General features: G+C 68.9%; 12 protein-coding genes and 1 pseudogene. 7 read left to right on the forward strand and 6 right to left on the reverse strand.

Translation table 11 applies throughout. From position 1 onward, the window contains the following. Positions 1 to 35: 35 nt before the first annotated feature. Entirely contained in the window at positions 36 to 776 is a 741-nt protein-coding gene (locus BU52_RS07565) for an NIPSNAP family protein (protein ID WP_037930178.1), read from the reverse strand. 122 nt (positions 777 to 898) lie between these two features. Between BU52_RS07565 and BU52_RS07570 the strand changes: the two genes are divergently transcribed. The 4 genes from BU52_RS07570 to BU52_RS32715 all read left to right on the forward strand — a co-directional run bounded on the left by BU52_RS07570 (position 899) and on the right by BU52_RS32715 (position 14,073). Next, positions 899 to 1,876 carry a helix-turn-helix transcriptional regulator gene (locus BU52_RS07570; RefSeq protein ID WP_037930181.1) on the forward strand — a complete coding sequence of 326 codons (978 nt, stop codon included), beginning with the start codon at positions 899 to 901 and terminating at the stop codon, positions 1,874 to 1,876. Positions 1,877 to 2,649: 773 nt separating this feature from the next. After that, entirely contained in the window at positions 2,650 to 7,938 is a 5,289-nt protein-coding gene (locus BU52_RS07580) for a sacsin N-terminal ATP-binding-like domain-containing protein (protein WP_037930186.1), read from the forward strand. 261 nt (positions 7,939 to 8,199) lie between these two features. Next, positions 8,200 to 12,609, forward strand: a complete 4,410-nt coding sequence (gene pglW, locus BU52_RS07585) for a BREX system serine/threonine kinase PglW (RefSeq protein WP_235216278.1) — start codon at positions 8,200 to 8,202, stop codon at positions 12,607 to 12,609. Positions 12,610 to 12,657: 48 nt separating this feature from the next. Continuing rightward, entirely contained in the window at positions 12,658 to 14,073 is a 1,416-nt protein-coding gene (locus BU52_RS32715; RefSeq protein ID WP_051858009.1) for a hypothetical protein, read from the forward strand. 35 nt (positions 14,074 to 14,108) lie between these two features. Here the strand turns inward: BU52_RS32715 and BU52_RS07595 are convergent, their stop codons facing one another. The 3 genes from BU52_RS07595 to BU52_RS07605 are packed head-to-tail and all read right to left on the reverse strand — an operon-like array spanning position 14,109 to position 17,466. Further along, positions 14,109 to 15,554 (reverse strand): hypothetical protein, encoded by a 1,446-nt coding sequence (locus tag BU52_RS07595; protein ID WP_037930192.1) that lies wholly within the window; start codon positions 15,552 to 15,554, stop codon positions 14,109 to 14,111. Next, positions 15,551 to 16,939 carry a KGGVGR-motif variant AAA ATPase gene (locus BU52_RS07600; RefSeq protein ID WP_037930195.1) on the reverse strand — a complete coding sequence of 463 codons (1,389 nt, stop codon included), beginning with the start codon at positions 16,937 to 16,939 and terminating at the stop codon, positions 15,551 to 15,553. The genes BU52_RS07595 and BU52_RS07600 overlap by 4 nt, the downstream gene beginning before the upstream one ends. Continuing rightward, positions 16,936 to 17,466: a hypothetical protein gene (locus tag BU52_RS07605; RefSeq protein ID WP_157847823.1), complete on the reverse strand. Its 531-nt coding sequence runs from the start codon at positions 17,464 to 17,466 to the stop codon at positions 16,936 to 16,938. Before BU52_RS07605 ends, BU52_RS07600 begins: the two co-directional genes overlap by 4 nt. Positions 17,467 to 17,622: 156 nt before the next feature. Here BU52_RS07605 and pglX point away from each other — a divergent pair, with 156 nt between their 5' ends. Beyond that, positions 17,623 to 21,327 carry a BREX-2 system adenine-specific DNA-methyltransferase PglX gene (pglX, locus tag BU52_RS07610; protein ID WP_037930201.1) on the forward strand — a complete coding sequence of 1,235 codons (3,705 nt, stop codon included), beginning with the start codon at positions 17,623 to 17,625 and terminating at the stop codon, positions 21,325 to 21,327. 45 nt (positions 21,328 to 21,372) lie between these two features. Here pglX and BU52_RS07615 read toward each other — a convergent pair whose 3' ends face one another. Both BU52_RS07615 and BU52_RS07620 read right to left on the reverse strand, forming a co-directional pair. After that, entirely contained in the window at positions 21,373 to 21,564 is a 192-nt protein-coding gene (locus tag BU52_RS07615; protein ID WP_037930204.1) for a DUF397 domain-containing protein, read from the reverse strand. After that, a complete protein-coding gene (locus BU52_RS07620) occupies positions 21,561 to 22,448 on the reverse strand; it encodes a helix-turn-helix domain-containing protein (protein WP_037930207.1) in 888 nt (295 codons plus the stop codon). Before BU52_RS07620 ends, BU52_RS07615 begins: the two co-directional genes overlap by 4 nt. Before the next feature lie 208 nt (positions 22,449 to 22,656). Between BU52_RS07620 and BU52_RS07625 the strand changes: the two are divergent. Both BU52_RS07625 and BU52_RS07630 read left to right on the forward strand, forming a co-directional pair. Continuing rightward, positions 22,657 to 23,090, forward strand: a pseudogene (locus BU52_RS07625) (ATP-binding protein). 149 nt (positions 23,091 to 23,239) lie between these two features. Continuing rightward, positions 23,240 to 24,832 (forward strand): hypothetical protein, encoded by a 1,593-nt coding sequence (locus BU52_RS07630; protein ID WP_037930210.1) that lies wholly within the window; start codon positions 23,240 to 23,242, stop codon positions 24,830 to 24,832. Positions 24,833 to 25,057: the final 225 nt, after the last annotated feature.

Consider the following 25,057-nt stretch of genomic DNA (forward strand, 5'->3'; position numbering starts at 1 on the left):
CGGGACGTCGACGAGATCCTCGCGGCGGGCACCCGTCAGCGGATCAGCGAGCGGCCCGTGGGAGCCAGCCGGAGGGTCAGGGGGGCGGCCGTCCGTGCCCCCTCGACGGCCGGCAGGACCACGTCCCGGACGAGGGGGTGATCGCGCACGTCGGCCAGGTGCCGCCGGTGGTCGCTCTCGTCCGGGTACGAGGTGAGGACCACGGCCACGTTTTCACCGGTGCGGACCGGCAGCCTGGGGAACGTGTTGGGGGCGGACTCGGTGACCAGGACGGCGAGCGGCGCGGGTCCCGTCTGGTGGAGCACCGGGAGAAGACCGTCCCGGACCAGGTCGAGGCCGTCGTGCCGTCCGGGTGGGAAGGACCACAGCGTGGCGGCCACGAAGCGCTCCGGTTCCGGGGCGCCGGCCCGTGGCCGCTCGGCGGGGGAGACGGCGAAGCCGGTCCCGGCCGACAGCGGTCGCAGCAGGAGCACGTCGTCGGAGTCGATCATGGTGGCGTTGGCCCGGGGACCGTGCTCGGCCCAGACCGGGCCGCCGTAGAACGCCGTCAGCGCGTGGTGACGCGCCGTCATGTCCCGGAAACCCCGCAGCCAGACGAAGCGGTCGGGGTCGTCGAGGTCCCGGAACTGGCCGAGGACGACCATCCCGGTCTCCTCCTGGGTCTCCACGAACTCCCGGTCGAACAGCTCGATGAGCTCGTCGCGCCGGCCGGGACGCAGCGTGTACTGACGCAGTTCGACCACGGAGGGGTGGTCGACGGCATGGGTGGCAGGCACAGCGGGCTCCTGTTCGGTGGTCTTTCGCCGGGTGTCTTCCCCGGGTGTCTTCTCCGGGCGCGGACCGACGGTAGGGGAGCCGTGTGTCAGGTGCTGTCAGGGTTTCCTGGGAGAATGCGCCCATGTCTGCCGGTCGACTGCTGTCGATGCTGCTGTTGCTGCAATCCCGTGGCCTCGTGTCCGCGCGGGAACTCGCCGAGGAGCTGGAGGTGTCCGTGCGGACCGCCTACCGCGACCTGGCACGACTGCAGGCGGCCGGGGTCCCGGTCTACGCGGAGCCGGGGCGCGGGGGCGGCTACCGGCTGCTCGACGGGTACCGCACCCGCCTCACCGGGATGAGCGAGGGCGAGGCGCGGGCCCTGTTCTTCGCCGGGCTGCCCGGGCCCGCCACCGAGCTGGGCATCGCCGCCGAGGTGACGGCGGCACGGCTGAAGCTGCTGGCCGCGCTGCCGACGGCACTGCGCGAGGAGGCGACGCGGACCGCGGCGGTGTTCCACCTGGACGCCCCCGGCTGGTACCGGGACCCCGAACGGGCGCCGCACCTGCCCCTGTTCGCCGACGCGGTGCTCACCGGCCGCGCCGTGGACGTGCGCTACCGCCGCTGGAAGGCCCCGCACGAGGTGTCGCGCCGCCTGCGCCCCTACGGCCTGGTGCTCAAGTCCGGCACCTGGTACCTGGTCGCCGCCGGGGAGGACCGGATCGCGACCTACCGGGTCGCCCGGGTCCTCGACGCGGTGCCGAGCGAGGAGCGGTTCGACCGGCCGCCGGACTTCGACCTGGGTGCGTACTGGACCTCCTACCTGGACGATTTCCGGACACGCCGCTACACCGGCACGGCCACCGTCCGCCTGTCGCCGCGGGGGCGACGGCGCCTGCCCGACAACGTCCCCCCGGAGGTGGTCTGGGCCGTCGACACCACGGCGGTCGCCGTCGGCGGCGACGGGTGGGTGGAGGCCGTCATCCCGACCGAGAGCACGGACCACGCCTGCGGTGAACTGCTCCGGCTCGGCACCGACGTCGAGGTCGTCGCACCGGCCGAACTGCGCCGGGCGATGGCCGCCACGGTGGGCGCACTCGCGCGCACCTATGGGCCCGCCTGACGTCGGAACGTGGACGCGGCGGCCGCGTTTCCCTGGCTGCGGGCGAAGCGCTGCTCACCAGGTACCCAGGGATCTCGCCACGATCCCACGGCAAGACGGGACGGGCCGGATCACCGCCCCCTGGGCGGTCGCCGGCGACGCGTCCAGTGGGTGGGCACACCGTTGAGCCTGCTCGACGAACCGGTCGCCGCTGACCACGACTTCGCCTTGACGGTGTGGTCCTTCACGGCCACGGAGCGTGCCGTACCGCCTCGGCGTGAGGCCCACAGACGCTCCGCCGCGCATGCGTCCACCAGCGGGGCCGCCACGCGGCGGCCCGGGTCAGGACACTGCCAGACGGCGTTAGTGGACAGGTGCCGTCGGTCCGCGTTGCGGAGGTCGAAGGAGCCGGTGTCGACCACCAGCGGGTTCGCGGGCGCCGGGACTGCGTCCCGCCGGACGAATTCCAATTCGATGCATCCCCGGCCGGTGTCGGTCGGGATGGCCTTGCTGCCACCGATGATCATCAGTGGGACCGACGGGTCAGGGGACGTTGACACCGTGCAGCCGTCGGCGTGCCGCACGCGTCACGGTCGTCCACGGCGGAGTTCGGTGCGGCGGGCTCGTGCGAGCAGTGATGGCCAGTATGCCCATGTACCACTCAATAGGGGAATCCTCCGGCAGCCGCAGCCTCTGATCCAGTTGGATGGCAGTGCCGGGCCTGCTTCTTGGCAGGCGCAGGCACAAGGCCGCGCGGGAACAAGGAGAAAGCCATCACAGCGACAAGGGACGCCGTGGAAACTGACGGGTTCCGGGCGGCTGTAGTCGCCCTGACCCGGCGGCGAGTCGAGATCTACAGGGACGCCGGCGAGACATGGAGGTTTGCCGAAAGCCTTAAGTCCGTCAGTGAGGACACCGCCCAGGAGTACGAGGGCCGCACGATCCTCGAGCTGGTTCAGAACGGGCACGACGCACTCGGCCATGCCGAGCCGGGGAGGATTGCCGTTCTAGCGGTCTCGGGAGAGGGAGGAGGTGTCCTCTACGTCGCCAACGAGGGCTCGGTCTTCGCCAAGGAGAACTTCCGTGCCATCACCGAGCTCGCCCTGTCCAGCAAGGCCGCAGGCGAAGGGATCGGCAACAAAGGGCTCGGATTCCGCAGTGTGCTGCAACTGACGGACTGGCCGGAGATCTACTCGAAGTCCTCTCCCGGCTCGACGGTGTTCAACGGCTACTGCTTCCGCTTCGCCAGGCCTGAGGACGTGCGCACCCTGGTGGACGACCCCGCACTCGCGATCCGAGTGATCGAGGACATTTCGCCGCTGGCACTTCCGGTACCGGCCGACGCCACCGATCCCGTACTCGAGGAACTTGCCGAGGACGGGTACTCCACGGTCGTCCGGCTACCGCTGCGCGACCGGCACGCCTGGGAACTCGCTGTGGCGCAGGCGCGGGACATGATGAACGGTGACGCCCCGCTCTTGCTATTCCTCGACCGAGTGACTGAACTCCTCGTCGAGGTACGCGACGGCCCCGACACCGGCTTCCGGAACGTCCTCTCGCGCACCGCGCGCTCCTCGGACCTGATCACCGCATGCGAGAACGACTGGGTACGTGAGGTCGACCTCGCCGGGGCGGGCCGTTACTTGCTGGCGCGCCGTACGCTCGATCCCGATGCCCTCAGCGGAGCGATCAGCCGCAGCGTCCACGCGCGCGAGATCGACGCCGCCTGGGAGAGCTGGGATGCCGAGGCTTGGGTGGCGGTCGCGCTGCGCCTCGACGAGCCGCTCACCCACGGGCGCATGTACACCTTCCTGCCGATGGCCGAGGGCGTCCGCGCCCCGTTCCCCGGCCACGCCCATGCCCCGTTCTTCACCAAACTGGCCCGCCTCGACATCAGCGAGGCGGTGACGCTGAACGCCTTCCTTCTCGACCAGCTCGCCGTACTGACGGTCGAACTGGGCAGGCGTATTCGCGCGCAGACCCCGCACCTGCGCGCCGCGGATCTCGTGCTCGATCTCATGTGCTGGGACACACCCGGACGGCTGGACGCCGCCTTGGACGGAAAGCTCGCCGCCGAACCGATCGTCCCCTTGCACAGCCGGAGGGCGTGGGGCTCGCTGCAGGACTCCTACGGATGGCCCGACGTCAAGCGTTCCTGGCGCGTTCTCACCACCGAGGCGCTCACGAAAGCCGGGGCCGACCTGCTGACCCCGTCGGTCGGCCCTGTCCGCCACACGCGTCTGGATAAGCTGTGCAGGGCCGTCCTCTCCAGGCCCTTCCGTCCGCCGGCGCTCCTGGCCGCCGAGTGGGCCGAAACCGTGGCCCGGTCTCTGCGAGGCGGCGGGGAACCGGCAGGACAGGAATGGGCGGACTTCTACAGCGACCTGTCCCACGCGTTCGCCCGGGATCAGGGCGTGCTGCGAGGTCGGCACATCATCCTCACCCAGGACATGCGGCTGAGGAGCGCCCTCGGGAGCCGGGACGCGTCCGGCAGGCAGGACGCGACCGTCTTCTTCCACCCCGACCCCGACGACATTGCCGACGACGACCCGGTCACCCGGGTCCCGGGTGACCTCAAAGCACTCCGGCGCCGTATCTCCTTCACCCACCCGGCGATCACTTGGGACACGGCCGGACGCGGATTCCTCGAGCGCAACGAACTGGTGCGCCCCTACCAACTGGACCGCGTCTTCGACGCGCTGGCCGACCTGCTCTCCGCCCAGTCCTCGGAGGCACTCAGCCGGGACGCCCTCACCTTTGCCTTCCGGCAATACCCCTTGCTCACCCAGGCGCAGCGCAGACGGCTCGCAGCCATTCCCTTTCGGCTGCCTCTGGCCAACCCCGGCCGTTGGGGCAGAGCCTCGTCCTGCTCCTTCTCGCCCGCCTGGGGCACTGAGGGGGCGCGGCGGCTGGAGCGGTTCCTCGCCGAGGGGGGAGCCCGGATCCCGGCCCTGGCCGCACAGCGGGACCAGGGGATCAGGAGCCCCGAGGAGTGGCCCGCGCCGATCCGGGACCGGGTGGCCTACACCGAGTTCCTGGAGGCACTCGGTGTGTGCGACGGCCTGAGGCCCGGGGCCGTCGGGGAACGTCTCGGCGCATGCCAGGGGTACGAACTGCGTCCCTCGGGCCTCGCCGTGCGCCTCGGACTGGAGGATCCTCTCGCCGATGCCTGGTCCGCCGACGTCAGAAGCGGGTGGACCAAGTTCGCACACCCATACACGCCGTACGAGTTCACAGACGGGCTGGCCCACCTGGCGGGAGCGACCGAGGTCGCCGGGCTCGGCTCCACCGCCCGGCGCGAGTTCGCCGAATTGCTGATGCACGGGCTGCGTACCTGGGGCGAGGACGTTCTCACCGTCACGGTGCACAGGCCCACCTACCCTTTCAAGGACGCGCACGTCTGGCCCACTCCTCTGGCCTCTTACCTCCGAAGCCTGGCCTGGCTTCCTGTGGAGGACCCGGACGGTACGTCCTTCGTAGAGCCCCGTCGGGCTTGGTTCAGTACCGACGGCGAACTGCCGGCCTTCGTACCCGCGCTGCCCCTGTCGACGCGGCGTCTGCTCAGCGACAGGGGCGTCGTCGAGCGGATGCTCCGGCTCGGTCTCCGCAGGTGGGACGATCCGCAGCACGCCGGGGCGGCGGTGAAGCAGCTGGCGGCTGTGCTCGACAGAGGTGACGTGCCCGAGTACCTCAGTGTCTCCTTCAAACGGCACTATGAGCGGGCGTGGTCGAACATCGCACGGACGGCTCGGTGGCCCTGGGCACAGGGTGAGGAAGCCCGTCTCGTGGTCAGTCGCATTCATGTACTCGGCACTTTCATCCCGTCGTCAGACGAAGCACCGGTCATCGTCTGCGACGAGACGGACCCCCTGAAGGAAGCGCTCATCGAGCCGGCGGGGCATCCCGTCCTCGTTGCGCCGGCGGAGTCAGGTGACGCCGTCGTCCGCCTGGCGGAGGCGAACGGGCTGAGGGCGCAGCGTACGTCGGCCACCCACGTGCAGGTACGTCATCGCGACGGCGCCCCCATCACGCCGTCGGGACAGGCGGCGGTGTTCATCAGAGGGAGGGAGTGGCTGGTCACCGTGATCGCACTCGCCATGGAGCTCAAGTCCGGGGCGTTTGTGCGGCGCAGCGAGCGCGGCGTCCGTGCCGCACTCGAACGACTCAGAGCCCTCCGCGTCGTGCACGCCGACGACGTGGAGATCACCGTTTCCGGGACACCGGCTGAACCGCCGTCGTCAACGCGTGCCCTGCCGCTGCCGGACGACGAACACCCCACAGTGGTCGTCTGGAGGAGTGAGGAGGGCTGGGACGAGTTGCAGGCGGCGACGCCCGCCGTCGCACAGCTGTTGGGCAGGCCGTGGCTGCAGGACGCGCTGGAACTGGTTCTGGTCAAACTGGAGCGGAGCTTCGGCGGTGGCAGCCCGACACTCGTCGACGACGGAGTCCTCGCCGCGGCACTGGACACGACCGAAGCGAAGGTCGTCGAGATCCGGCGCAACCTCACCGGTGACGTGCAGGACACGGTGAGACTGCTTCGCCCGGTGCTGGCGTGCCTGGCCGCCAACGCCTGGGACGAGGAGGCCGCCCACCTCCTGAGCCGTGCGGCCGGCGAGCGCGAACTCGCTACCATCATCGACCGGCTCGCGCCCGACCTGACGCTGCCGTCGGCGGAACTGGTGGCTCTGGCTCGCTCCTGCACCAGGCCGGCGGAGCTCAGGGACGAACTGGGCATCGAATTCCAGCAGTTCAACGCCGCGTTGGCCGCTCTGGGTCCCGGATACTCTCCGGACTACTACCCCGATCGCCACGAACAGGTCTTCGGCGACTTCGTGCGAGCCTGCTCCGGAACTCTCCTCGACCGGCTCCGGGAGCGGTACGCCACTGCCGGGCAGCAGGGCGAGGACATCTCCGGCTACGCCGCAGCCCGCGGTCTCCACGACCTTCAGCCGGATCCGGAGTGGCTTCCCCGCTTCATCACCCCGCCCGAGGAGGCGATGCGCGAAAGAGTACAGGAATGGCTGCGGGCACACGGAGCGGACGACGACCTCGAACGGTCCACCGAACTTGAGCCCGTCGACCGGCTCCGGGCTCGCAACACGGCCGCACTCGACGCACTGGTCCCGGTACTGACTCCTCTGGTGACCGCCTGGTGCCGCCGTCACGGCGTCCAGGTACCCGCCGGATGGCACGGAGCGGTGCTGATGGAATGCAGGAGCCACGTCGACGGGACCGGGCTGGGCGACCTGCTGCCGCTGAGCGAGGAACAACTGCTCGACGCGGTAGAACGCGCCGTGGGCTGGCCCGACGGAATGCCGCATGCCACGGACCCCGCGGCACTGGGCCTCACCGACATGGACTTCGCGCAGACGTCGCCACGGACCCAGAATCCCGGCGGCTCCACCACCGTCGCCCCGCGCACGATCACCATCGGGGGTGCCGAGGTCAGGGTCGGAAGCGACCAGCTCTCCACCATCGCGGACATCGCCGCGAAGACCATCGACGAGGCCTTCCTCGCCCAGTCGGGCAGGGTGCGCCTGGACACCGTGGCCGGCGTGCCCCGGCCACGAAGTGGGGGCGGTTCTTCCTCCAAGCCGCGCATCGTCGTCGCCAAGACGAAGCGGACCACCGAGGACCAGCGGTCCGCCATCGGCCTCGTCGGGGAGGTGGTCGCGCGTGCGTGGCTCCAGCGCCACTACCCCGACGTGCGATGGGTCTCGGGCTACGCGGCCGTCGTCAATGGCGACGACGAGGCGTCCGACTCCATGGGGTACGACTTCGAGGTCGCCTGGCGCGGCACCACCCGGCTGTACGAGGTGAAGGCGCTGAGCGACCCGGCCGCCGAGCGGGTGGAGTTCGAGCTCGGGCCGACCGAGGTGGATGCTGCCCGCCGCCATGCCCGGAGCAACCGCTACCGCATCCTGCTGATCACCTCGGCCCTCGTCCCGGAGGAACGCCGCGTGTTCGACTTGCCGAACCCATTCTCGGCGCAGGGACGCGACCGCTTCAGGATGGTCAGCCGGGGGGTGCGCTATCAGTGCTCGCCCTTGGGGAAGGAGCGCCCCTCCGGCTCGCACTCGTGAAGTGGCCTGAGCCGTGATAGCGGTGCGTAGTCCTAGTCACCAGGCGGGCAGGCCCTCTGGACACTCCTCGATGAGGATCTCCAGGGCCGCCGGCATTCGCTGCGGGGAGGACGGAAGCGGACCCGCGTTTGGATGGTCTTGGGCGTGCCGTCACCCCTGCGTGGCCGGCCTCACGGGAAACCGCGCAGTCAGTCCATGGCGGTAGGCTCCACCAGGGATTTGTCGGATCCTGAGGGACGAAGCGGTGAGGAGGCCGGCGCAGTGGCAGCAACGGGAGGGGACCCGCGGCGGACACCCGGTCCGGCCGTGCCCAAGCCGGGACCGGCCAAGCCCGCCCAGCAGTGGTTCCAGGAGCGTCCCTCTCCCTACTCCTGGGAGCAGGACGCGCTGGACCACGTCAGGCGCCTCATGCCCGCAGCCGAGCCGTACCGCGCCTGGGCGACCTTCTCCTTCACCGCCCAGTCGGGCCGGGTCAACGAGTGCGATCTGCTGGTCGCCGTTCCTGCCGGCCTCTTCCTCGTCGAGATCAAAAGTCACCCCGGTGAGCTCCACAACACCGGTTCGACCTGGAACTTCCGCGGCAAGGACCGCACCCGCACCATCAACAACCCGCTGCACTTCAACGATCTCAAGTCCAAGGAACTGCGCAGCCAGCTCCAGTGGGCCGCCCGCAAGCTCTACCGCAGCGACCGGATGGTTCCGCGCATCGAACCGGCCGTTTTCCTGTCGGCCCCCGACCTCGTCAGCCACCTCGACGAGGTCCAGCGCATCCGCGTGTACGGACGCGACGACGGCGCGAGCGGCCTGAACCGCATCTGGCAGGACTTCCTCGGCCTGCCCCCCGAGCGTCCCGAGCGGCGTGTCACGGAGGAGTTCTCCCGGCACCGGCTGCCGCAGTTGCTCAAGGCCATCGGCATCCGGCAGTCGACCGGCCACCTGCGTTTCGGCGACGCCTGGAAGATGGAGCCGCACCCCCTCGATGCGGGCGCGTCGTGGGAGGACCGCCTCGCCAAGCGGGACGACGGTCTCGCCCAGGAGGAGGGCCGGGTGCGCATCTACCTGGTCAGCCAGGGCGCGACGGAAACGGACCGAAAAAAGACGGAGCGCGCGGCCCGCCGCGAGTACCAGGTCCTCCAGGGCATCACGCACCGCGGCATCGCCGACGCCATGGAACTGCGCGACCACGAGGGCGGGCCGGCGATCCTCTTCCGCCACCGTCACACCGACCTGCGCCTGGACCAGTACCTGGACACCTACGGCGACAAGCTCACCCCCGAGATCCGCCTGGACCTCGTACGCCAGCTCGCCGAGGCCGTCCGGTACGCCCACAGCCGCTCGCTGTACCACCGCGCGCTGGCGGCCCGCTCCGTCTACGTCTCCTTCCGGGGCGAAGGCGCACACCCTGAACTGCGCATCACCGACTGGCAGACCGCGGCCCGCGACTTCGACAGCAACGCCACCTTCTTCCGGTCCATCGGCGGCTCCGCCCTGGACGCGGCGCTGATCGAGGACGCCGCCCACGTCTACCTCGCGCCCGAGACGGACCAGCCCTTCCCCGACCCGGGGGACCTCGACGTCTTCGGCCTGGGCGCCGTCTCCTACCTGATCCTGACCGGCAAGCCCCCGGCCCCGCAGCGCAGCGTCCTCAAGGAGCGGCTGCGCACCGAGTCGGGGCTGCACCTGTTCGCGGTCGCCGACGGTGTCTCCGACGCACTCGACGCAGTGGTCTATAAAGCCACTCGTGCCGACGTCAACGACCGGCTCAGTTCCGCGGAGGAGTTCCTGGACCTCCTCGACGAGGCGGAACGGGCCGGTGCCGCACCCGACTCCGCGACGGCGCCGACCGTCGATCCGCTGGAGGCACTGCCCGGCCAGGCCCTGGACGAGGAGTGGTCGGTACGCCGGGTCCTCGGCACGGGGGCCACGGCCCGCGCTCTGCTCGTGGAGCGCGCCGTGGAGGACGACGACGGCACGATCCGCGTTGAGGAACGCGTCTTCAAGGTGGCCCTCGACGAGCAGAAGGCCGACCGGCTGCGCGCGGAGGAACGCGCCCTGAAACTGGTCGGCGGAGGCGCCGTCGTCCAGCTGCGCGGGGACGGCCTGCGCGAGATCGGTGCGCGTACGGTCCTGCAGCTGGAGTACGCGGGTGAGCAGTCCCTCGGCGCCCGGCTGCGCGGCAAGGGGCAGCTCAGCTACGACGAACTGGAGCGCTTCGGCGAGGACTTGTTCCTCGCCCTCGACCAGCTCGCCGCGCACGGGGTCCGGCACCGCGACATCAAGCCGGACAACCTCGGCATCCAGCGCCGCAAGGACTTCACCTGGCAGCTCAAGCTGTTCGACTTCTCGCTGACGGACGCCTCGGACCGTGACGTGAAGGCCGGCACCCGCGGCTATCTCGACCCGTTCCTCGGATCCGTGCGCCGCCCCCACTTCGACGACCACGCCGAACGCTACGCCGCCGCCGTCACCCTGCACGAGATGGCGAGTGGCGAGCGGCCGCTGTGGGGCGACGGCCGCATCGACCCGCTCACCAACGAGTCCGCCGAGCTGCACATCGCCGGTGAGCTCTTCTACCGGCCTCTGCAGCCCGGTCTGACCGCTTTCTTCCGGCGCGCTCTGCACCGTGACATCGAGCACCGCTTCGACACGCTGCGGCAGATGAAGGACGCCTGGCAGAAGGTCTTCCGGGACGCCGACACCGACCGGCCGCCGACCACCCCCTCCACGGTGGGCACCGAGGCGGAGGACACCGAGCAGGCACGGGACCGGGCGGCACTGGCCGCCGACGCCCACACGGAGCTGGAGCTGGCCGGCCTGTCGCCGCGTGCGGTCACGGTCGCCGCAGGTCTCGGCGCCACGACGGTGGGGCAGCTGCTGGACGTCCAGCCGTCCGTGATCTCCAAGGCTCGTGGCGCCGGCCCGTTGGTGCGCAAGGAGCTGAACCGCCGCCGCAACCAGTGGGTGGCCGCCCTGCGGGGCAAGGCCGCCGTACCGGCCGCGCGTAAGGCCGTCTCTCCGGTCAAGGACGAGGAAGCGCAGGCCGGGGTCACCGGCATCCTGTCGGTCGACGACATGGTCGACCTGCTGACTCCGCCGCCCGGCCGGAAGGGCTCGCACCGCGCCGACGTGGTACGCCTCACTCTCGGACTGCCGCCCGACGACGGCGGTCTGTCCCCGCTCGGCGCCTGGCCCGTGCAGGCGCGGATAGCCGATCACCTGGGCATCAAGCAGCCGCCGGTCTCCCGCCACCACCGGACCGAGATCAAGCGGTGGGCCGAGGCCGAGTGGCTGCGGACGGTGTGCACCGAACTGGTCGAGACCGTCGCGAACTTCGGCCGCGTGATGACCGCCTCGCAGGCCGCGCAGGAACTGCGTGCCCTGCACGGTGCGCAGGACGACACCCCTGAGCGCGTACTGGCCCGGTCACTGGCGGTCGTCCGGGCTGCCGTCGAGGCGGAGACCCGTGAGGAGGAGGGGCACGAGCCCCGCCTCGCCGTGCACCGGCGCGGCGACACGGTGCTGCTGGCGTCCGAGTCCCTGCCTGGCACCGACGACCCGAACCCCCGCGAACTGGCCGATTACGCGGCGGAGCTGGGCGCGACCGCGGAGAAGCTCGCCGGCCGGGAGCCTCTTCCGGGACGTGCCGAGGTGGTGCGGGAGCTGCGCGCGGTGCCCGTCCCGGAGGGCTTCGCGCCGCTCGCCGACACCCGTCTGGTGCAGCTGGCCGCAGCCGTGGCGCCGTCAGTGGTGCGCCACACCCCCCGCCTCGAGTTGTACCGGCGTGACCTGAGCCTGGAACGCGCGCTGCGCATCTCGCAGGCCGGCGCGGGCGTGCGACCGGACCGGGGGATCACCGCGGCCGAACTCGTCGCCCGGGTACGAGCCAGGTTCCCCGACCTGGACGTCGTGGCGGACGGCCGCGAGCCGACCCCCGTGGTGCTGGAGGACGCGCTTCAGGCGGCTCGCTTCGACCTGCGCCACGACGACGAGGCCGGGCGTTTCCTCCCTCCGTTGCCGCGGTCGACCGGCCCTTGGTCCTCCACGGGTTCGGTCACCAGCATGCTGCCTCCGGTCCGGTCTGTGGCGCGCCGCAAGTCCGAAGAGCCGCACGGTGAGCTGCGCGAGCAGCTCACCGAGAGCGTCCGCCGCGGAGGCTTCCTCGCCCTGACGGTCAAGGCCGCCCGTCTGCAGGGCACGGCCGAGACGATCGCCGCGCGCTTCCCGGTGGTTCCCATCGACCTCGGGGCGCTGTTCCTGCGGGAGTTCAGGCGGCTCGTCGAGGAGAAGGGCCAGGACTGGCGGACGGTCCTGCGCGCCGACGCGGCCTCTGCGCCGGGCCGTGTGAAGCCGGGCCTCGCCACGTTCGTCCGCGTCGTGTGGCAGCGGGTCGCCGACGACCTCGCTGCCCGCTCCAACGAGCCGCGCACGGTGCTCTTCCTCCACGACGCGGGTCTGATCGCCCGGTACTGGGACGAGGGCGGGCGCACGTTCCTGGTCACCCTCCAGGCAGCCGCCCGCCGGCCGTCGGAGGGGCCGCACGGCCTGTGGCTGCTGTGCCCGATGGAGTCCCGCACTCAGGACCCGCACCTGGACGGGCAGACGGTCGAGGCACTGCGCAACGACGGCGAGGTGGCCTACCTGGCCGGGGGGTTTCTCAAGCAGTCGGCGTAGATGGCGAGAAGAGACCCGCCTGTCAGAGGGACCGGCAAGAATACGGCCATGGTGGCGATCATCAAGTGCCGTGAAGATGAAGACGAGTACCTGGAGTTCCTCGAAAAGCTGCATCAATCCCGTCGGCACGACTGGGAGTGGTCGTTCACGCGCGGGCGTAATCTGTGGTCCAAGGGCCGTCATCTGCTCCTGATCGCGTCCATGGACACTGACGGGCGCTTCGAGGTCACCCGCGTGGGGAAGTCCGTCCGCCGACGTGGGGCCAAGGACCAGGACCAGCAGCTGCGCGTCACTCATGTGCGCCGACTGCGCAGGCCCCTCCGGCTCGCCGAGCTGCTCGACGGACTGACCGCAGCCCAGCAGCGCCATCTGGTTGAGGAGGGCCACCAGAGCAAGGGGACGGGCGAGGCGATACGCGCCCGGCTCCTGCGCCTCCGGCCAGAGCTGACGGAAGCGGTCCAGTTGATCGAGGGAGCCATCGACTCCTGGGATTTCGGCGACTCGAGGGCGGCACAGGAAGTGGCACTGCAGCGTGACGCGACACTGGGCGTCACACGCATGGCCGGGATGCAGGCCCCACAGCTGGCGGAGTGGGACCCGCCAGCGGAGGAGCTGTACGACGACACGGTGCCCCCGCTGTTCCTCGACATGGTCGGTGCAGCCAGCCACCCTGACGAACTGTTCGATTCATCTGAGCATCGTTCGCAGGACTCTTCCGCCCGGCCCGACATGATGAGTAATCAGCAGGCTCTTGAGGACCACCTCGTCATGCACGACACCCGCGCGATGCACGGGTGGCTCAGCGAGGAGACCGACCACGTGGCCTGGCGTAGGTTCCGTGAACACGGCCGCACGCTGCTGGTCGCGAACGCCAACCGTACCCAGGCGGAGCAGGCCCTCGGCTGCGACATCATCTTCTACAACGTCACGCGCCACAGTCTTGTCCTCGTGCAGTACAAGAAGCTCGACGCCGAGCGGGGCGGCTTCTACTACCCGAGCCGCGACCGGAAGAACCTCGCCAAGGAACTGCTGCGGATGAGGAGCCTGGACCGGTACGCGGAGAGGCATGCCGGTCCGGCCGACGAGCAGCGGTTGGATCCCAGTCCGAGCTGGATCAAGCTCTGTCACCCGCGTTCCGTGCTGCCGCACACGACGGAGATGATCCACGGCATGTACTTCTCCCGTCGGCAGTTCGAATCGCTGCGCGACGACGCCCGGCTGAAGGACGGGCGGGGCGGCGCTGTCCGGTTCGGCTACAAGAACGTCCCGTCCTACCTGGACAACACGCTGTTCACACGTCTGGTGGAGACGGGCCAGATCGGCACCACCGGCACGAGCACCGACCTCGTCCGCCAGCAGGTCATCCGCAGCTTCCGTGGGCAACGCAACCTCGTGCTTGCCACGCTGAGTGGGGAGGAGGCGCCGCAGGCGGCACGGAACGCGCAGCGCCGACAGGCACGCTGAGCGGTGGGCGTCCCCGGAAGCAGTTGTGGCCCCGCTCAGACGGGCATCCGTGGAACCCCGCCCCGGCGGCTGATGTCGAAGGCGAGGCGGTAGATGTCCGGCAGGTCGACGGTGTCCGTGCCGCGCTTGGTCACCACGCCGAGGTCGTGCAGTTCCTGCACGAGTGACGCGGGATCGTCGAGGGCGCGAGGAGCACTGCCGCCCTTCTCGCTTTCCAGCAGCGCCCGCACCTTTGCAACGAGCGATCCCCTGTGCCACGCGTGCTGCATTTGGGACGCCTCCATCGGGACCTGCGTGCCCTCGAGTTGTTCGAGGGCGAGTGCGGCCCACCCGAGATCGTCCTTGAGCTCGGCCACGCGGACTGACGAGGCGGTGCTGAGACTCTCGAAGATGGCGTCGTAGTGCAGAGGCACGGGATGACTGGCATACCGCTCGCTGGTGATGCGTGCGGCCTTGCCCAGCGTGGAGAGCCAGGTGCGCGGGCTCGCCTGTCCCTTTCCGTCCTGCAGGTGGTTCGGTACCCAGGTGTAGGTGTGGCCCTTGCGGCGGTCCTTGCCCATGAAGGGTCCCGCCAGGGTGGTGAAGACCTCCTCCTGCCGTTCCTGGTCGGCGAGGAGGGCCACGGGAGGCAGATACCGCCCGTCGCCCTCCGCGCGCCAGTCTCCGGTCGCCTCGCGGAACTTCTTCGCTTCCGGCCCGTCGTGGTTGCCCAGCTTGTGGAAGAGCAGCCCGTAGAGGTTCTCCCGGCTCCAGAAGAGGTCGGTCGCGTTGGCGCCGAGCTTGGAGGCGTCCGCGAACTCCTTGGGCGCGCTCGCGTACATGTCGGGCCGGACGAAGATCTTGGCGCGCAGGGTCCCGGTGGTGAGCCGCAGCTCCAGCGCCGTCTGGAAGAGGCCGGACAGCAGGAGGTCGGCCTGTCGGCGGTCCGGGTGCAGGTGCTCCAGCCCGTCGAAGAGCAGGACCAGGGTCTCCTTCTTCCGGCGTGAGTCCGCGTCGGCCCGTTGCAGGGCGTGGCCGTAGGCCTCGAAGTTCTCCCGGGTCCAGCGGACGCGCTCGGTCCAGTTGGGGAGCTGCCGCACCTCGGGAGAGTCGAGGACGTTCAGTACGACGGCGGGCCACAGTTCGTCGGGACGCACGCCCGCGTCGACGAGACCGCGGATGGTGCGCTTGTCGGGGAACGCTGGTTCGTTGCTCCGGTCCGTCCCGAAGCCCGTCCGCACCTCGGTGCGGCGCAGCCGCGGCATCATGTACGCGTCGGCGGCGATCCCGCGCAGTTCCGAGTCGGTGAGTGCCTTGGCCCAGTAGGTCTTGCCGGTGCCGCGGAAGCCCCGCACGACGGTGGCGTCCGGGTCCAGGGCGAGGCGGTGCGACGAGGGCGTGAACAGGGTGTGGAAGTCCGGCGCCTCGGTGTCGGCGTCGGTCGGTGCCCCGAGCGCCTGGGTCAGCAGCGTCCGGTAGTCGTGCACGGTCGGCTCGCTCACGCCGTCTCCTCCTGGTGCGGGGGCGGCAGCAGACGCTCTACGGAGGCCACGAACGTGCGGTACGCGGCTTCCACGAAGGGCAGTTCCGGCCATGCGCGGCTGCGCAGCGGGTCGAGCCCCACCAGGTCGTTGCCGAACAGAATGGGGATCGGGGCGTACGGCCTGTCGTCCTCCTCCCAGTCGGGGGCGAGGAAGGGCTCTGCGTCGTCCCCGTCGTCCGGCAGGTTGTACAGCGTCTCCGTGAACATCTCGTACGCATGCTTGCGCAGTGTGCTCAACCGCCCTATGTCCCCGGCGGAGTGGAACATCGCGGCCACGATCCTGATCCGTTCGCGCAGTTCACGCGCGTGTTTTGGGCGCCGCTGCCACTCGGACAGCAGCATCCGGTAGCCCTCCCACGTGGAGGGATTGTCCACGGCGAAGAGCAAGGCGAGCCCGCTGAGCCGGGTCAGGACGACCGCTGCGATGTCGTGGACGCCTGCGCGGCTGTCGAGTAGCACGACGTCGGGCCGGCGCGACAGTTCGGCGACCTGGTCCTCGCAGGCGGCGATGGCGTCTTCCAGCCGTACGGCGAACGGGCGTGGGGCGCCGCCAGGACCGGGGGCGGGAAGGTCGCTGTAGATGCGGTTCAGTTTGGCGAGGTAGTCGTACGGCTGGTTCTCCAGGGGCTGCCCTCCGGCGGGAGCCAGCCACACTTCGCCGTTGCCGCTGTAGGGGAGGACCGAGGTGCGGGTGACGAGTTCCAGACCCTCGGCGTTGCCGACGGCCGACTCCACGAGGTGATCGACGATGCCGTGCCGGGGCATGCCCGCCGGATCGGCGAGCAGGTGGGAGACGCCGGGCGACTCCAGGTCGAGGTCGACGACGAGGACGCAGCGGCCCCGGTCCGCCAGATGCCGGGCCAGCACGGTGGTGGCGGTGGACCGGCCGACGCCGCCCTTGAAGCCGTACAGCGCGACGCGACGCTCCTGCGGGGGCTCGGCAGCCTGGTCGTCGGCATCGGTGCTCGATTCGCTGTCCTGCAGCCAGTCCGTGCCGACGACGGTGCGTTCGAGGACGGCGACCCTGCCGATGCCCTTCGCTCGGGGTGCGACCTCGGTCAGCTCTTGCACGTCGAAGAACAGTTCCGGGGCGAAGAGGGCACTGGCGGTCTGCACCGGGTCGAGTCCGGTGAAGGGACGGGTCGCCGCCGCGAAGTCGTCCCTCAACGAGGCCAGTTCGGCCGCGTCTGCCGGAAGGCGGTCGGCGCGATCGTCGATGAGGAGGGAGACCCGGCCCAACAGGTCGCGGGCCAGCACGACGTCCCGGCCGCCCTTGGCCGCTCGACCCGCGTGGTCGAGTGCGGTCTGCCATGCCTCGTCGAAGCGAGTGGGTTCAGCGATCATGCGAGGGTGCCGGTTCCTAGCGTGCGGGCCTGCTCGTGAGCGGCGATGAGGTCGTATGCGGCTTGCAGATGACGGGCGAGGTCGGCCTCGGTGATCGACGTCTCGTCGCAGTAGCGTCCCTCGACCGCCCAGCCGAGGAACGGGTTGGAGGCGATGAGCTGGGTGAACAGAGGGCCCACTTCGCGGCCCCGTCTCCGTCCGGCGACGGCACACAACTGACCCCACAGTGAGGGCAGGTGGCCGTGCATGAAGTCATGCTGCGGGAGGTCCTTGAGTCCCTCGCGCCTCATCCGCTCCTTGGCCTCTTCCTTGAGTTCCGGGTGGAAGGGCCGTCCCTTGCCGGTCAGGGCGGAGCCGAGGCAGTCGAGCAGAATGGCCTTGATCGCACATTCGGCGGCCAGTCCCGCGAGGTGGTCGGCGGATATCCGTAACCGGTTTCCGGCGGCCAGCTGGGCGGTGTCGTAGTGGTGTCTGCTCGCCGCCCTGAACGCCGGCGGCGGCACACCCGGAGTGGTAGGAGCCGTCACGACGATCACTTTAACGGCGTGATCGCGGGAAATGGAGTGGTTTCGGCATGATGGGTGGCCTCCGTCCGCCGCCCCTCACCTGGCAGGATTGAGACTCTGGCGCGAGGGACCATGGGGGACCATAGCGCGCGCGGTGCATCGAGAAGGAAGCGGAACGTGACGGACGTCAAGGCTGGTGTGGACCCGGCGGCCCTGCTCAAGGACCTCAAGCGGCAGGTCGCGGCCCTGGAGGACGACCTGCGGGCGCGCACGGAGTCCGTGGACGAGATCCGCGATCGTCTGGAGGCCGAGTACCGGCACGCCCGGGAGGCCCGCCGTACGGCGGCGACGTACGGCGCCTGGCGCGACGAGCGGGTCACCCAGTCCGCGGCGGCCTGGGTGCTGGCCTGCGTCTTCGTCCGCTTCTGCGAGGACAACGGCCTCATTGACGAGCCTTTCATCGCCGGCCCGGGGGAGCGGCTGGCGGAGGCGGAGGCCCGGCACGAGGCGTACTTCCGCGAGCACCCGACCAAGAACAACCGCGACTGGCTGTTCGCCGCGTTCGACGCCGTCCGCGAGGCGAACGACACGGCGGCCGGCCTCTTCGACAAGGCCCACAACCCGCTGTGGGACATCGAGCCCAGCTACGAGGCGGCGACCGAGCTGCTGTCCTTTTGGCGGAGGTGGGGTGCCGAAGGCGACATCCGCTACGACTTCACCGACCCCGAGTGGGACACCCGCTTCCTCGGTGACCTGTACCAGGACCTCAGCGAGCACGCCCGCAAGACGTACGCGCTGCTCCAGACCCCGGAGTTCGTCGAGGAGTTCATCCTCGACCTCACGCTGGAACCGGCCGTCTCCACGGACGCGTTCGGGCTGAGCCCGGTATGGGAGGGGCCTGATGGTGAGGAACGGCGCGGCCTGCGCACCATCGACCCGGCCTGCGGATCCGGGCACTTCCTGCTGGGCATCTTCCACCGTCTGATGGACAAGTGGCGTGCCGCCGAGCCCGGGACGGATGTCTGGACGCTGGTGCGCCGCTCACTGGAATCGGTGCACGGCTGCGACAAGAACCCGTACGCGGTGAGCATCGCGCGGTTCCGTCTGCTGGTGGCCGCCATGCGGGCGGCGGGGGCGGAGCGGTTGAATGACGCGCCGCCGTTCCCGATCAACGTGGCGGTGGGGGACTCGCTGCTGCACGGGCGGGATGCGGCGGGTATCCAGACGGACCTGGACACGCTGTTCGCCGAGGTGCAGATCGGGCGGGAGGAGGGGGAAACGTTCGCGTACTCGACGGAGGATGTGTGGGAGTACGCGAAGCGGGTTGATCTGCTGGGGCGGGGATCTTATCACGTGGTGGTGGGAAATCCGCCATATATCACGGTCAAGGACAAGCAGGAGAACGAGAATTACCGGGCTGCATACGATGCTTGTGCGGGGACGTATGCGCTGTCTGTGCCGTTTGCTCAGCGGTTGTTCGAGTTGGCGGTGAAGGGTGTGGGTGGTCGTCGTGGTGGTGGTGGCTTCGTGGGGCAGATCACTGCGAATTCCTTCATGAAGAGGGAGTTCGGTAAGAAGCTGGTTGAGGTTGTTTTCCGTAATCGGGTGGAAGTTTCTCACGTGATTGACACCTCCGGAGCGTACATCCCAGGGCATGGGACTCCGACCGTGATCCTTGTAGGCCGCAACAGGATTCCTAACTTGGATAAAACTGTGCGGGCTGTCCTGGGTGTTCGTGGTGAATCTGAGCAGCCGGAAGAGGCTTCCCGAGGGGAAGTCTGGCAAGCAATCGTGCGACAGGTGGGCATTCCGGGTAGTGAGTCGGACTGGGTGTCTGCTGAGGATATGGTGGCCGATCACTTTTTGCAGCACCCCTGGTCTGTAAGCGGCGGCGGTTCGGGTGCTTTGCTTGCACGTATCGAGTCGATCGCAATTCCAATGGTTAGTAAAATTTCGAAGCCGATCGGTCGAGCGATCCGAGTCGGCGCTGATGAGGCTTACCTTCGGCCGATGCGTCGAACCTACGTGTCGCGCGTCGATAGAGGACTCAAACCGCTCCTTACGGGAGAGGTTGTTCGTGACTGGGGGTCTAGTCCCGATCTGAGAATCCTGGTTCCTTCAACGGCTGCAGTGGAAGGCGGTCTTCGGGAGGAACTGTGGCCATGGCGTACTCCTCTTCGTTCTCGAAGGACTTTTCAGGGGGATATGGAAGATGCCGGGCTTCAATGGTGGGATTACATGCAGCACACGGCGTCGGCCTATTCAACGCCATTGTCGATTTCCTTTGCTTTCGTTGCTACGCATAACCACTTTGTACTCGATCGAGGTGGGAAGGTATTCAACCGATCTGCGCCGGTTATTAAGCTCCCGAAAGGGGCTGACGAGAATCAACACCTGGAGCTGTTGGGGGTGCTGAACTCTTCGACTGCTTGTTTCTGGCTGAAGCAGGTCAGTCAGGACAAGGGAAATCGAGGGGGAGAGCGGTCCACGGGGCGGTATGCCTGGGAAAGTTTCTACGAGTTCACCGGTACCAAGCTTCAGGAGTTCCCCCTTCCCGAGCGACTTCCACTTACGCTCGGCCGCATGCTGGACTCGGCGGCGAGTGAGATCGCGCTTTGTGAGCCAGACATCATGGCTGCGGAGCAAGTGCCGCGGAGAGGTGTGCTTAGCGAAGCCCGTGCCAGCTTTGAGCGCACTCGTTGCGGAATGATTGCTCTACAGGAGGAGCTGGACTGGCAGGTCTACGGTCTCTACGGACTGCTCAGTCCGGCAGACGTGGCGAGGACCACGGTTCCTTCGGAACGGCTGGCAGACTGTCCCGAGATCGAGTTGGGGCAACGTGCTTTCGAGTTCGTCATCGCCTCCAACGCTGAGCAGGATGAGGCCGTCGAGCAGTGGTTCCGACGGCATGGTTCTATCCCCACCACCGAGATCCCTGCCCACTGGCCCGACTGGTACCGCGACATCGTTCAGGCGCGCATCGACATCATCAACTCCCGCAAGGACATCGCCCTCATTGAGCGCCCCGAATGCAAGCGGCGCTGGGCCACGGAACCGTGGGAGAAGAAGGAACGGGCCGCGCTGCGGAACTGGTTGTTGGACCGCTGCGAGAAGCCCGAGCTGTGGTACGAGGTCCGGGAAGGACTCAAGCGCCCTCGTCCGATGACCGTCAACTACCTTGCCGATCAACTTGGTACGGATGAGGACTTCGTCTCCGTCGCCGCGCTCTACGCGTCTGACCATCTCGGTAAGCCTGATCTGCCTCTCGCGCAGATACTGACCGAGGTGATCGCCGACGAGCATGTGCCCTACCTTGCCGCCATGCGCTACAAGGACCCCGGCCTGCGCAAGCGCGCGCAGTGGGAAGAGGTCTGGCGGCAGCAGCGCGAGGAGGACCGTACCGGTCAGCGGCTCGACATCCCCGTCCCGCCCAAGTACACGTCCGCCGACTTCGCCCGAGCCTCCTACTGGTCGAACCGCGGCAAGCTCGACGTGCCCAAGGAGCGGTTCGTCTCCTATCCCGGGGCAGGGCCCGACAGCGACTCGACGCTGATGCTCGGGTGGGCCGGCTGGGACCACAAGGACCAGGCGCAGGCCCTCTTCGAGCTGCTGGCCGCCCGTACGACACGGGACGGCTGGAGTGCCGAGCGGATCATTCCGCTGCTCGCCGGCCTCCACGAGGTCATGCCGTGGGTCAAGCAGTGGCACGGCGAGTACGACGACGAGTGGGGCGACGTACCGGCGGACGAGCTGGAGGCCGAGTACGAGAACCAGCTCCGCAAGCACCAGGCCGGTGTGGAGGATCTGAAGGCGTGGCGTCCGGTGCGGAAGACGCGTGGCCGCAAGGCGGCGGCGAAGCGGCCTGCATTGGACGTCGAGTAGTCGTAGAGGTTGGTGGGGCAGCAGTGGAGCTGCCCCACCGGAAACTCAGACGCGCGAGTCGGCTGCCAGTGTCGTGAACGCCGACCAGGCATCGCGAGAGACGGCCAGGGACTGCCTCCCGGTGTCCTTCGAGTCCCGGACAAGAACGACGCCGGGGCGCAGTGCAACCTCGATACAGTTGTCACCGCCACCACCGCTGTAGCTGCTCTTGAACCAGGCCAGTTCGCTGGTGCTCATAGCGCTCCTCGCATCTGCTCCAGCAGGCTCACCGTGGCTTGATGGCTCAGAGCCTGCGAGCGCATCTTGCCATAGCGCTGAAGCATGTGACTTACCGATTTCGGGTCGCTGATGAGCATGCTGGTGCCGTGGCCCTCAACGTAACCGACCCAGCTGTGATCAGCCCTCTCGGCGAGGTACATCTCGCCCTCGAAGCCTGAGTGTTCCTCTTGGAGCAGGGGCATGACTTGAAGCTCTACGTTGCGGTGTCGGCCGACTGTGACGAGGTGGTCGAGGAGGGACTTCGTTACGGCGGCCCCTGCCATACGGCGCTCCAGCAGCGCCTGTTCGATGACGAAGCTGAACGTCGTGTTGGGACGATCGACGAGAAGTTGCTGTCTGGCCAGACGTGCCACCACTTGCCGTTCGGCCTGTTCCTCGGTGAGAGGAGGGAGGTACCGGTCGAAGAGAGCCCGAATGTAGGGCTCGGGTTGCAACAGGCCTGGGACAACGCGGCTTTCGTAGGCGTACAGGGAAAGGGCTTCTTCTTCGATCGTGGCCCACTGCAAGAACCACGACGCCAGCCCCGCCTTCCGAGTAAGACTCTTCGCCGCCGCCCTCAGCACCCGCCCCGCGACCGCCCCCAGAACCTCCTCCGACCGCTCCAGCAGGTCCCGCGGCGGGAACCGCTTCCCCTGTTCGATCTTGGCGACATACGCGACCGAGTACCGCACCAACGGTGCGAACTGCTCCTGCGTCAGGCGGGCCTCCTCCCGCAGGGCCTTGAGTACCGCGCCGAACGTCCGCAGACTGTCGGAGAGTTCCGGCTCGCAGGTACCACCCCCGTTCCCGTTCCCGCCCTGCCCGGCGTTCCCGCCCACCCCGCCGCCGTTGCCCGTCGCCATCGCAGCCGCCTTCCCCTGTGCCGCCGGGCCGTGCCCGTGCCGGGCCCGGACGCTCGCCGTACCGTCCGCCGTACGCGCTGCGCCACGCTCGGCACACGTATCGTCACGTACGGCGACCGACCCAGTCCAGCGAGTTGACCAGTACAACGCGATCTGTATCGGCGCCGGACCTGCCGACGGACCGTCACCTCCCGGCAGGGTGACGGCCATGTCAGTCCCCCGTACCCAGAGCCCCACCCCGGCTCGCGCGTTCACCCAGCGCTTTTCCGCCACCCGCCGCGGCGCCCGCCTCGCCCGGCTGCTCGCCGCGCACCAGCTCACCGAGTGGGGCCACCCGCACGGCACCGAGGCGCACGACACCGTCATCCTCGTCGTCGCCGAACTCGCCGCGAACGCTGCGGCCGCGTCCCGGGACGGGACTTCGCCCTGTCCCTGTCCCACGACGAGGGCCGTGGCGTCGTCCGGATCGAGGTGACCGACACCCACCCCGCCCAGCCGGCGCGGCGGACCCCCGGTACGGACGAGAACGGCGGCCGAGGCCTGCTCCTCGTCGACGCGCTCGCCGCCGACTGGGGCGTACGTGACCGCCTCGGCCCCGGAAAGACGGTCTGGGCCGAGTGCGCGACAGTTCCTCGGAATTGACATCTGCTCGAACAGCCCAGACCTGAGTGTGCCCGGACCTTTGGGGACTTCGGCGAGGCGGTACTACGGTGGCTTTCGGAGCGGTGCCCTGACCGCGTTCGGTGGGGGACCCGGTCCGCTGCACAGGGCATCCGGGGAGAGGGGCCACCGTGCAGGCACTGTATGCCGTCAGTTTCGACGTTCAGTCCGCCCAGGACGGACCGGACCATGTCTACGAGCGTCTCCGCCGTCATCTCGCCGACTGGCTCGGCAACCATGGACGTGTACCGGCGCCGTCCGAGACCGACTTCGACCAGGATGGTCGGGCGGTGCTCCCGGGGAAGATTCCCGGCCACGGTGACCGCAAGGTGAGCTGGATGGTCGCGGGAGACGGGCGCACCCGCGCCCTGCGCGTGACCATCCGCCAGCCACTGTTCAACGGCCCCGCCCAGTTCGTCACACGGGTCACACTCTCCCGGTCGGAGGAGAGTGGTGGCGGGCTCAGGGTCGTCATGGGCAGGGAGATCCCCGACGGCTGGATCGCCCCAGTGCGGGATCCGCGGCTCAGGCGCCCCAATCTGCTGCGGGAAGTGCTGAAGGACCGGGAACTCGAAGTACGGGTGCTGAACCAGGTCGCCACCGGGCGGTACGAGAGAATCCGGGACGAGGGAAGCGCGGCTGTGCTCCTCGACTCCCTCGCGCTGAGTACGCGCTTGCCCATCCTCCTGGTGCAGCCCAGGGACCAGGCCGCATGGAACATGGCCGTCGATGCCTCGGGTCAACTCGCCGGGCTCGCCCAAGTGGTGACCCTGAACTACCTGACAGTGCAAGCGGTTCGCCGGGTCTACGAGCAGGTGGCCGTCCCCAGCGGTGGTGCCCGGCTGGTCTGGCCCGATCTGGGCCTGGAGCATCCTGCCTACTCGCGTGAGGAGGTGTGTCGGCCGTCCTTCGTGGAGACCCAGCTGATGCCGTCGCTCGGCCACCTATCCGTCATTGCCCGGGGCAGCGACAGCGCGTGGGAGCGGGCGCGGCAGGCCTCGCACCGGGCAGGGGCGCGCAGGGCAGCGGAGCAGTTGTCTCGCGCGCAGGCCGCCGGAGATAAGGCCGGTGAGCTCAGAGCGCTGAACGACCGGGTGCGGCAGCTCGAAAAGGAGGCCAAGTCCTGGGAGGACATGGCACAAAGCTGCATAGAGGAGCGTGACAAGGCGAAGTCCGAGGCCGCCGACGCGGAAGTGCTGCGCCAGGACCGGGACTACTGGAAGAAGCAGTACCTGGACCTGTCGAAGGGCGGGACCGGGCAGACGGCGACGCTCGACGTCTGGAGCCAGATCCCGGTTTTGGAGTCGACGGACGCCCTGCCCACGTTCCAAGCCCTCACCGAGGCGTCGGAGCAGCGGATCGTGTTCACGGCGAGAGCGGCGCGCGCCTGGAAGGACTCCCGGTACCCGCACCGCCAGGAGATGACCGACCGGTTGGTCGCTCTCGCACAGGCCGCGATAGACCTCTACAGCCAGCCCGGCAAGATGCCCAGGCTGGCCCAGTGGTTCTACGACAACCACGGACTGAAGTACGCGCCCAGTGACGAGAAGCTCAGCAAGGACAAGGACAAGCGCTACTTCACGTTCGACCAGAAGCCCCGGGACGGACTGTCGCACATCAAGATCCGGGACGCGGTCTCACCCAACGAGGTCGGACGGATCTATTTCGCCCTCGACCCCGAGGGCAAGCGCTTCATCGTGAACCACGTTGGACTGCACCTGTAGCCGCTTTGCGCGGTGTGCCCGCGTGCCGTCCCGCGCCGCCCGCGAGATCGCGATCAGCTTGCCCAGTGCCGTGGCGATCTCCTCGCGCCCGCCCCACACTGGTCCGATGTCGCGTGCTTCCGGCAGATCCCGCGCGAACCCCGCTTGGCGGGCACCCATGGTGATCCCGCGGGCACCGTGCGGTACGGAGAATTCCGCACCGACGGACATACGTGTCGGTGCCAC

Source organism: Streptomyces toyocaensis, from assembly GCF_000725125.1.
Taxonomy (GTDB): Bacteria; Actinomycetota; Actinomycetes; order Streptomycetales; family Streptomycetaceae; genus Streptomyces; species Streptomyces toyocaensis.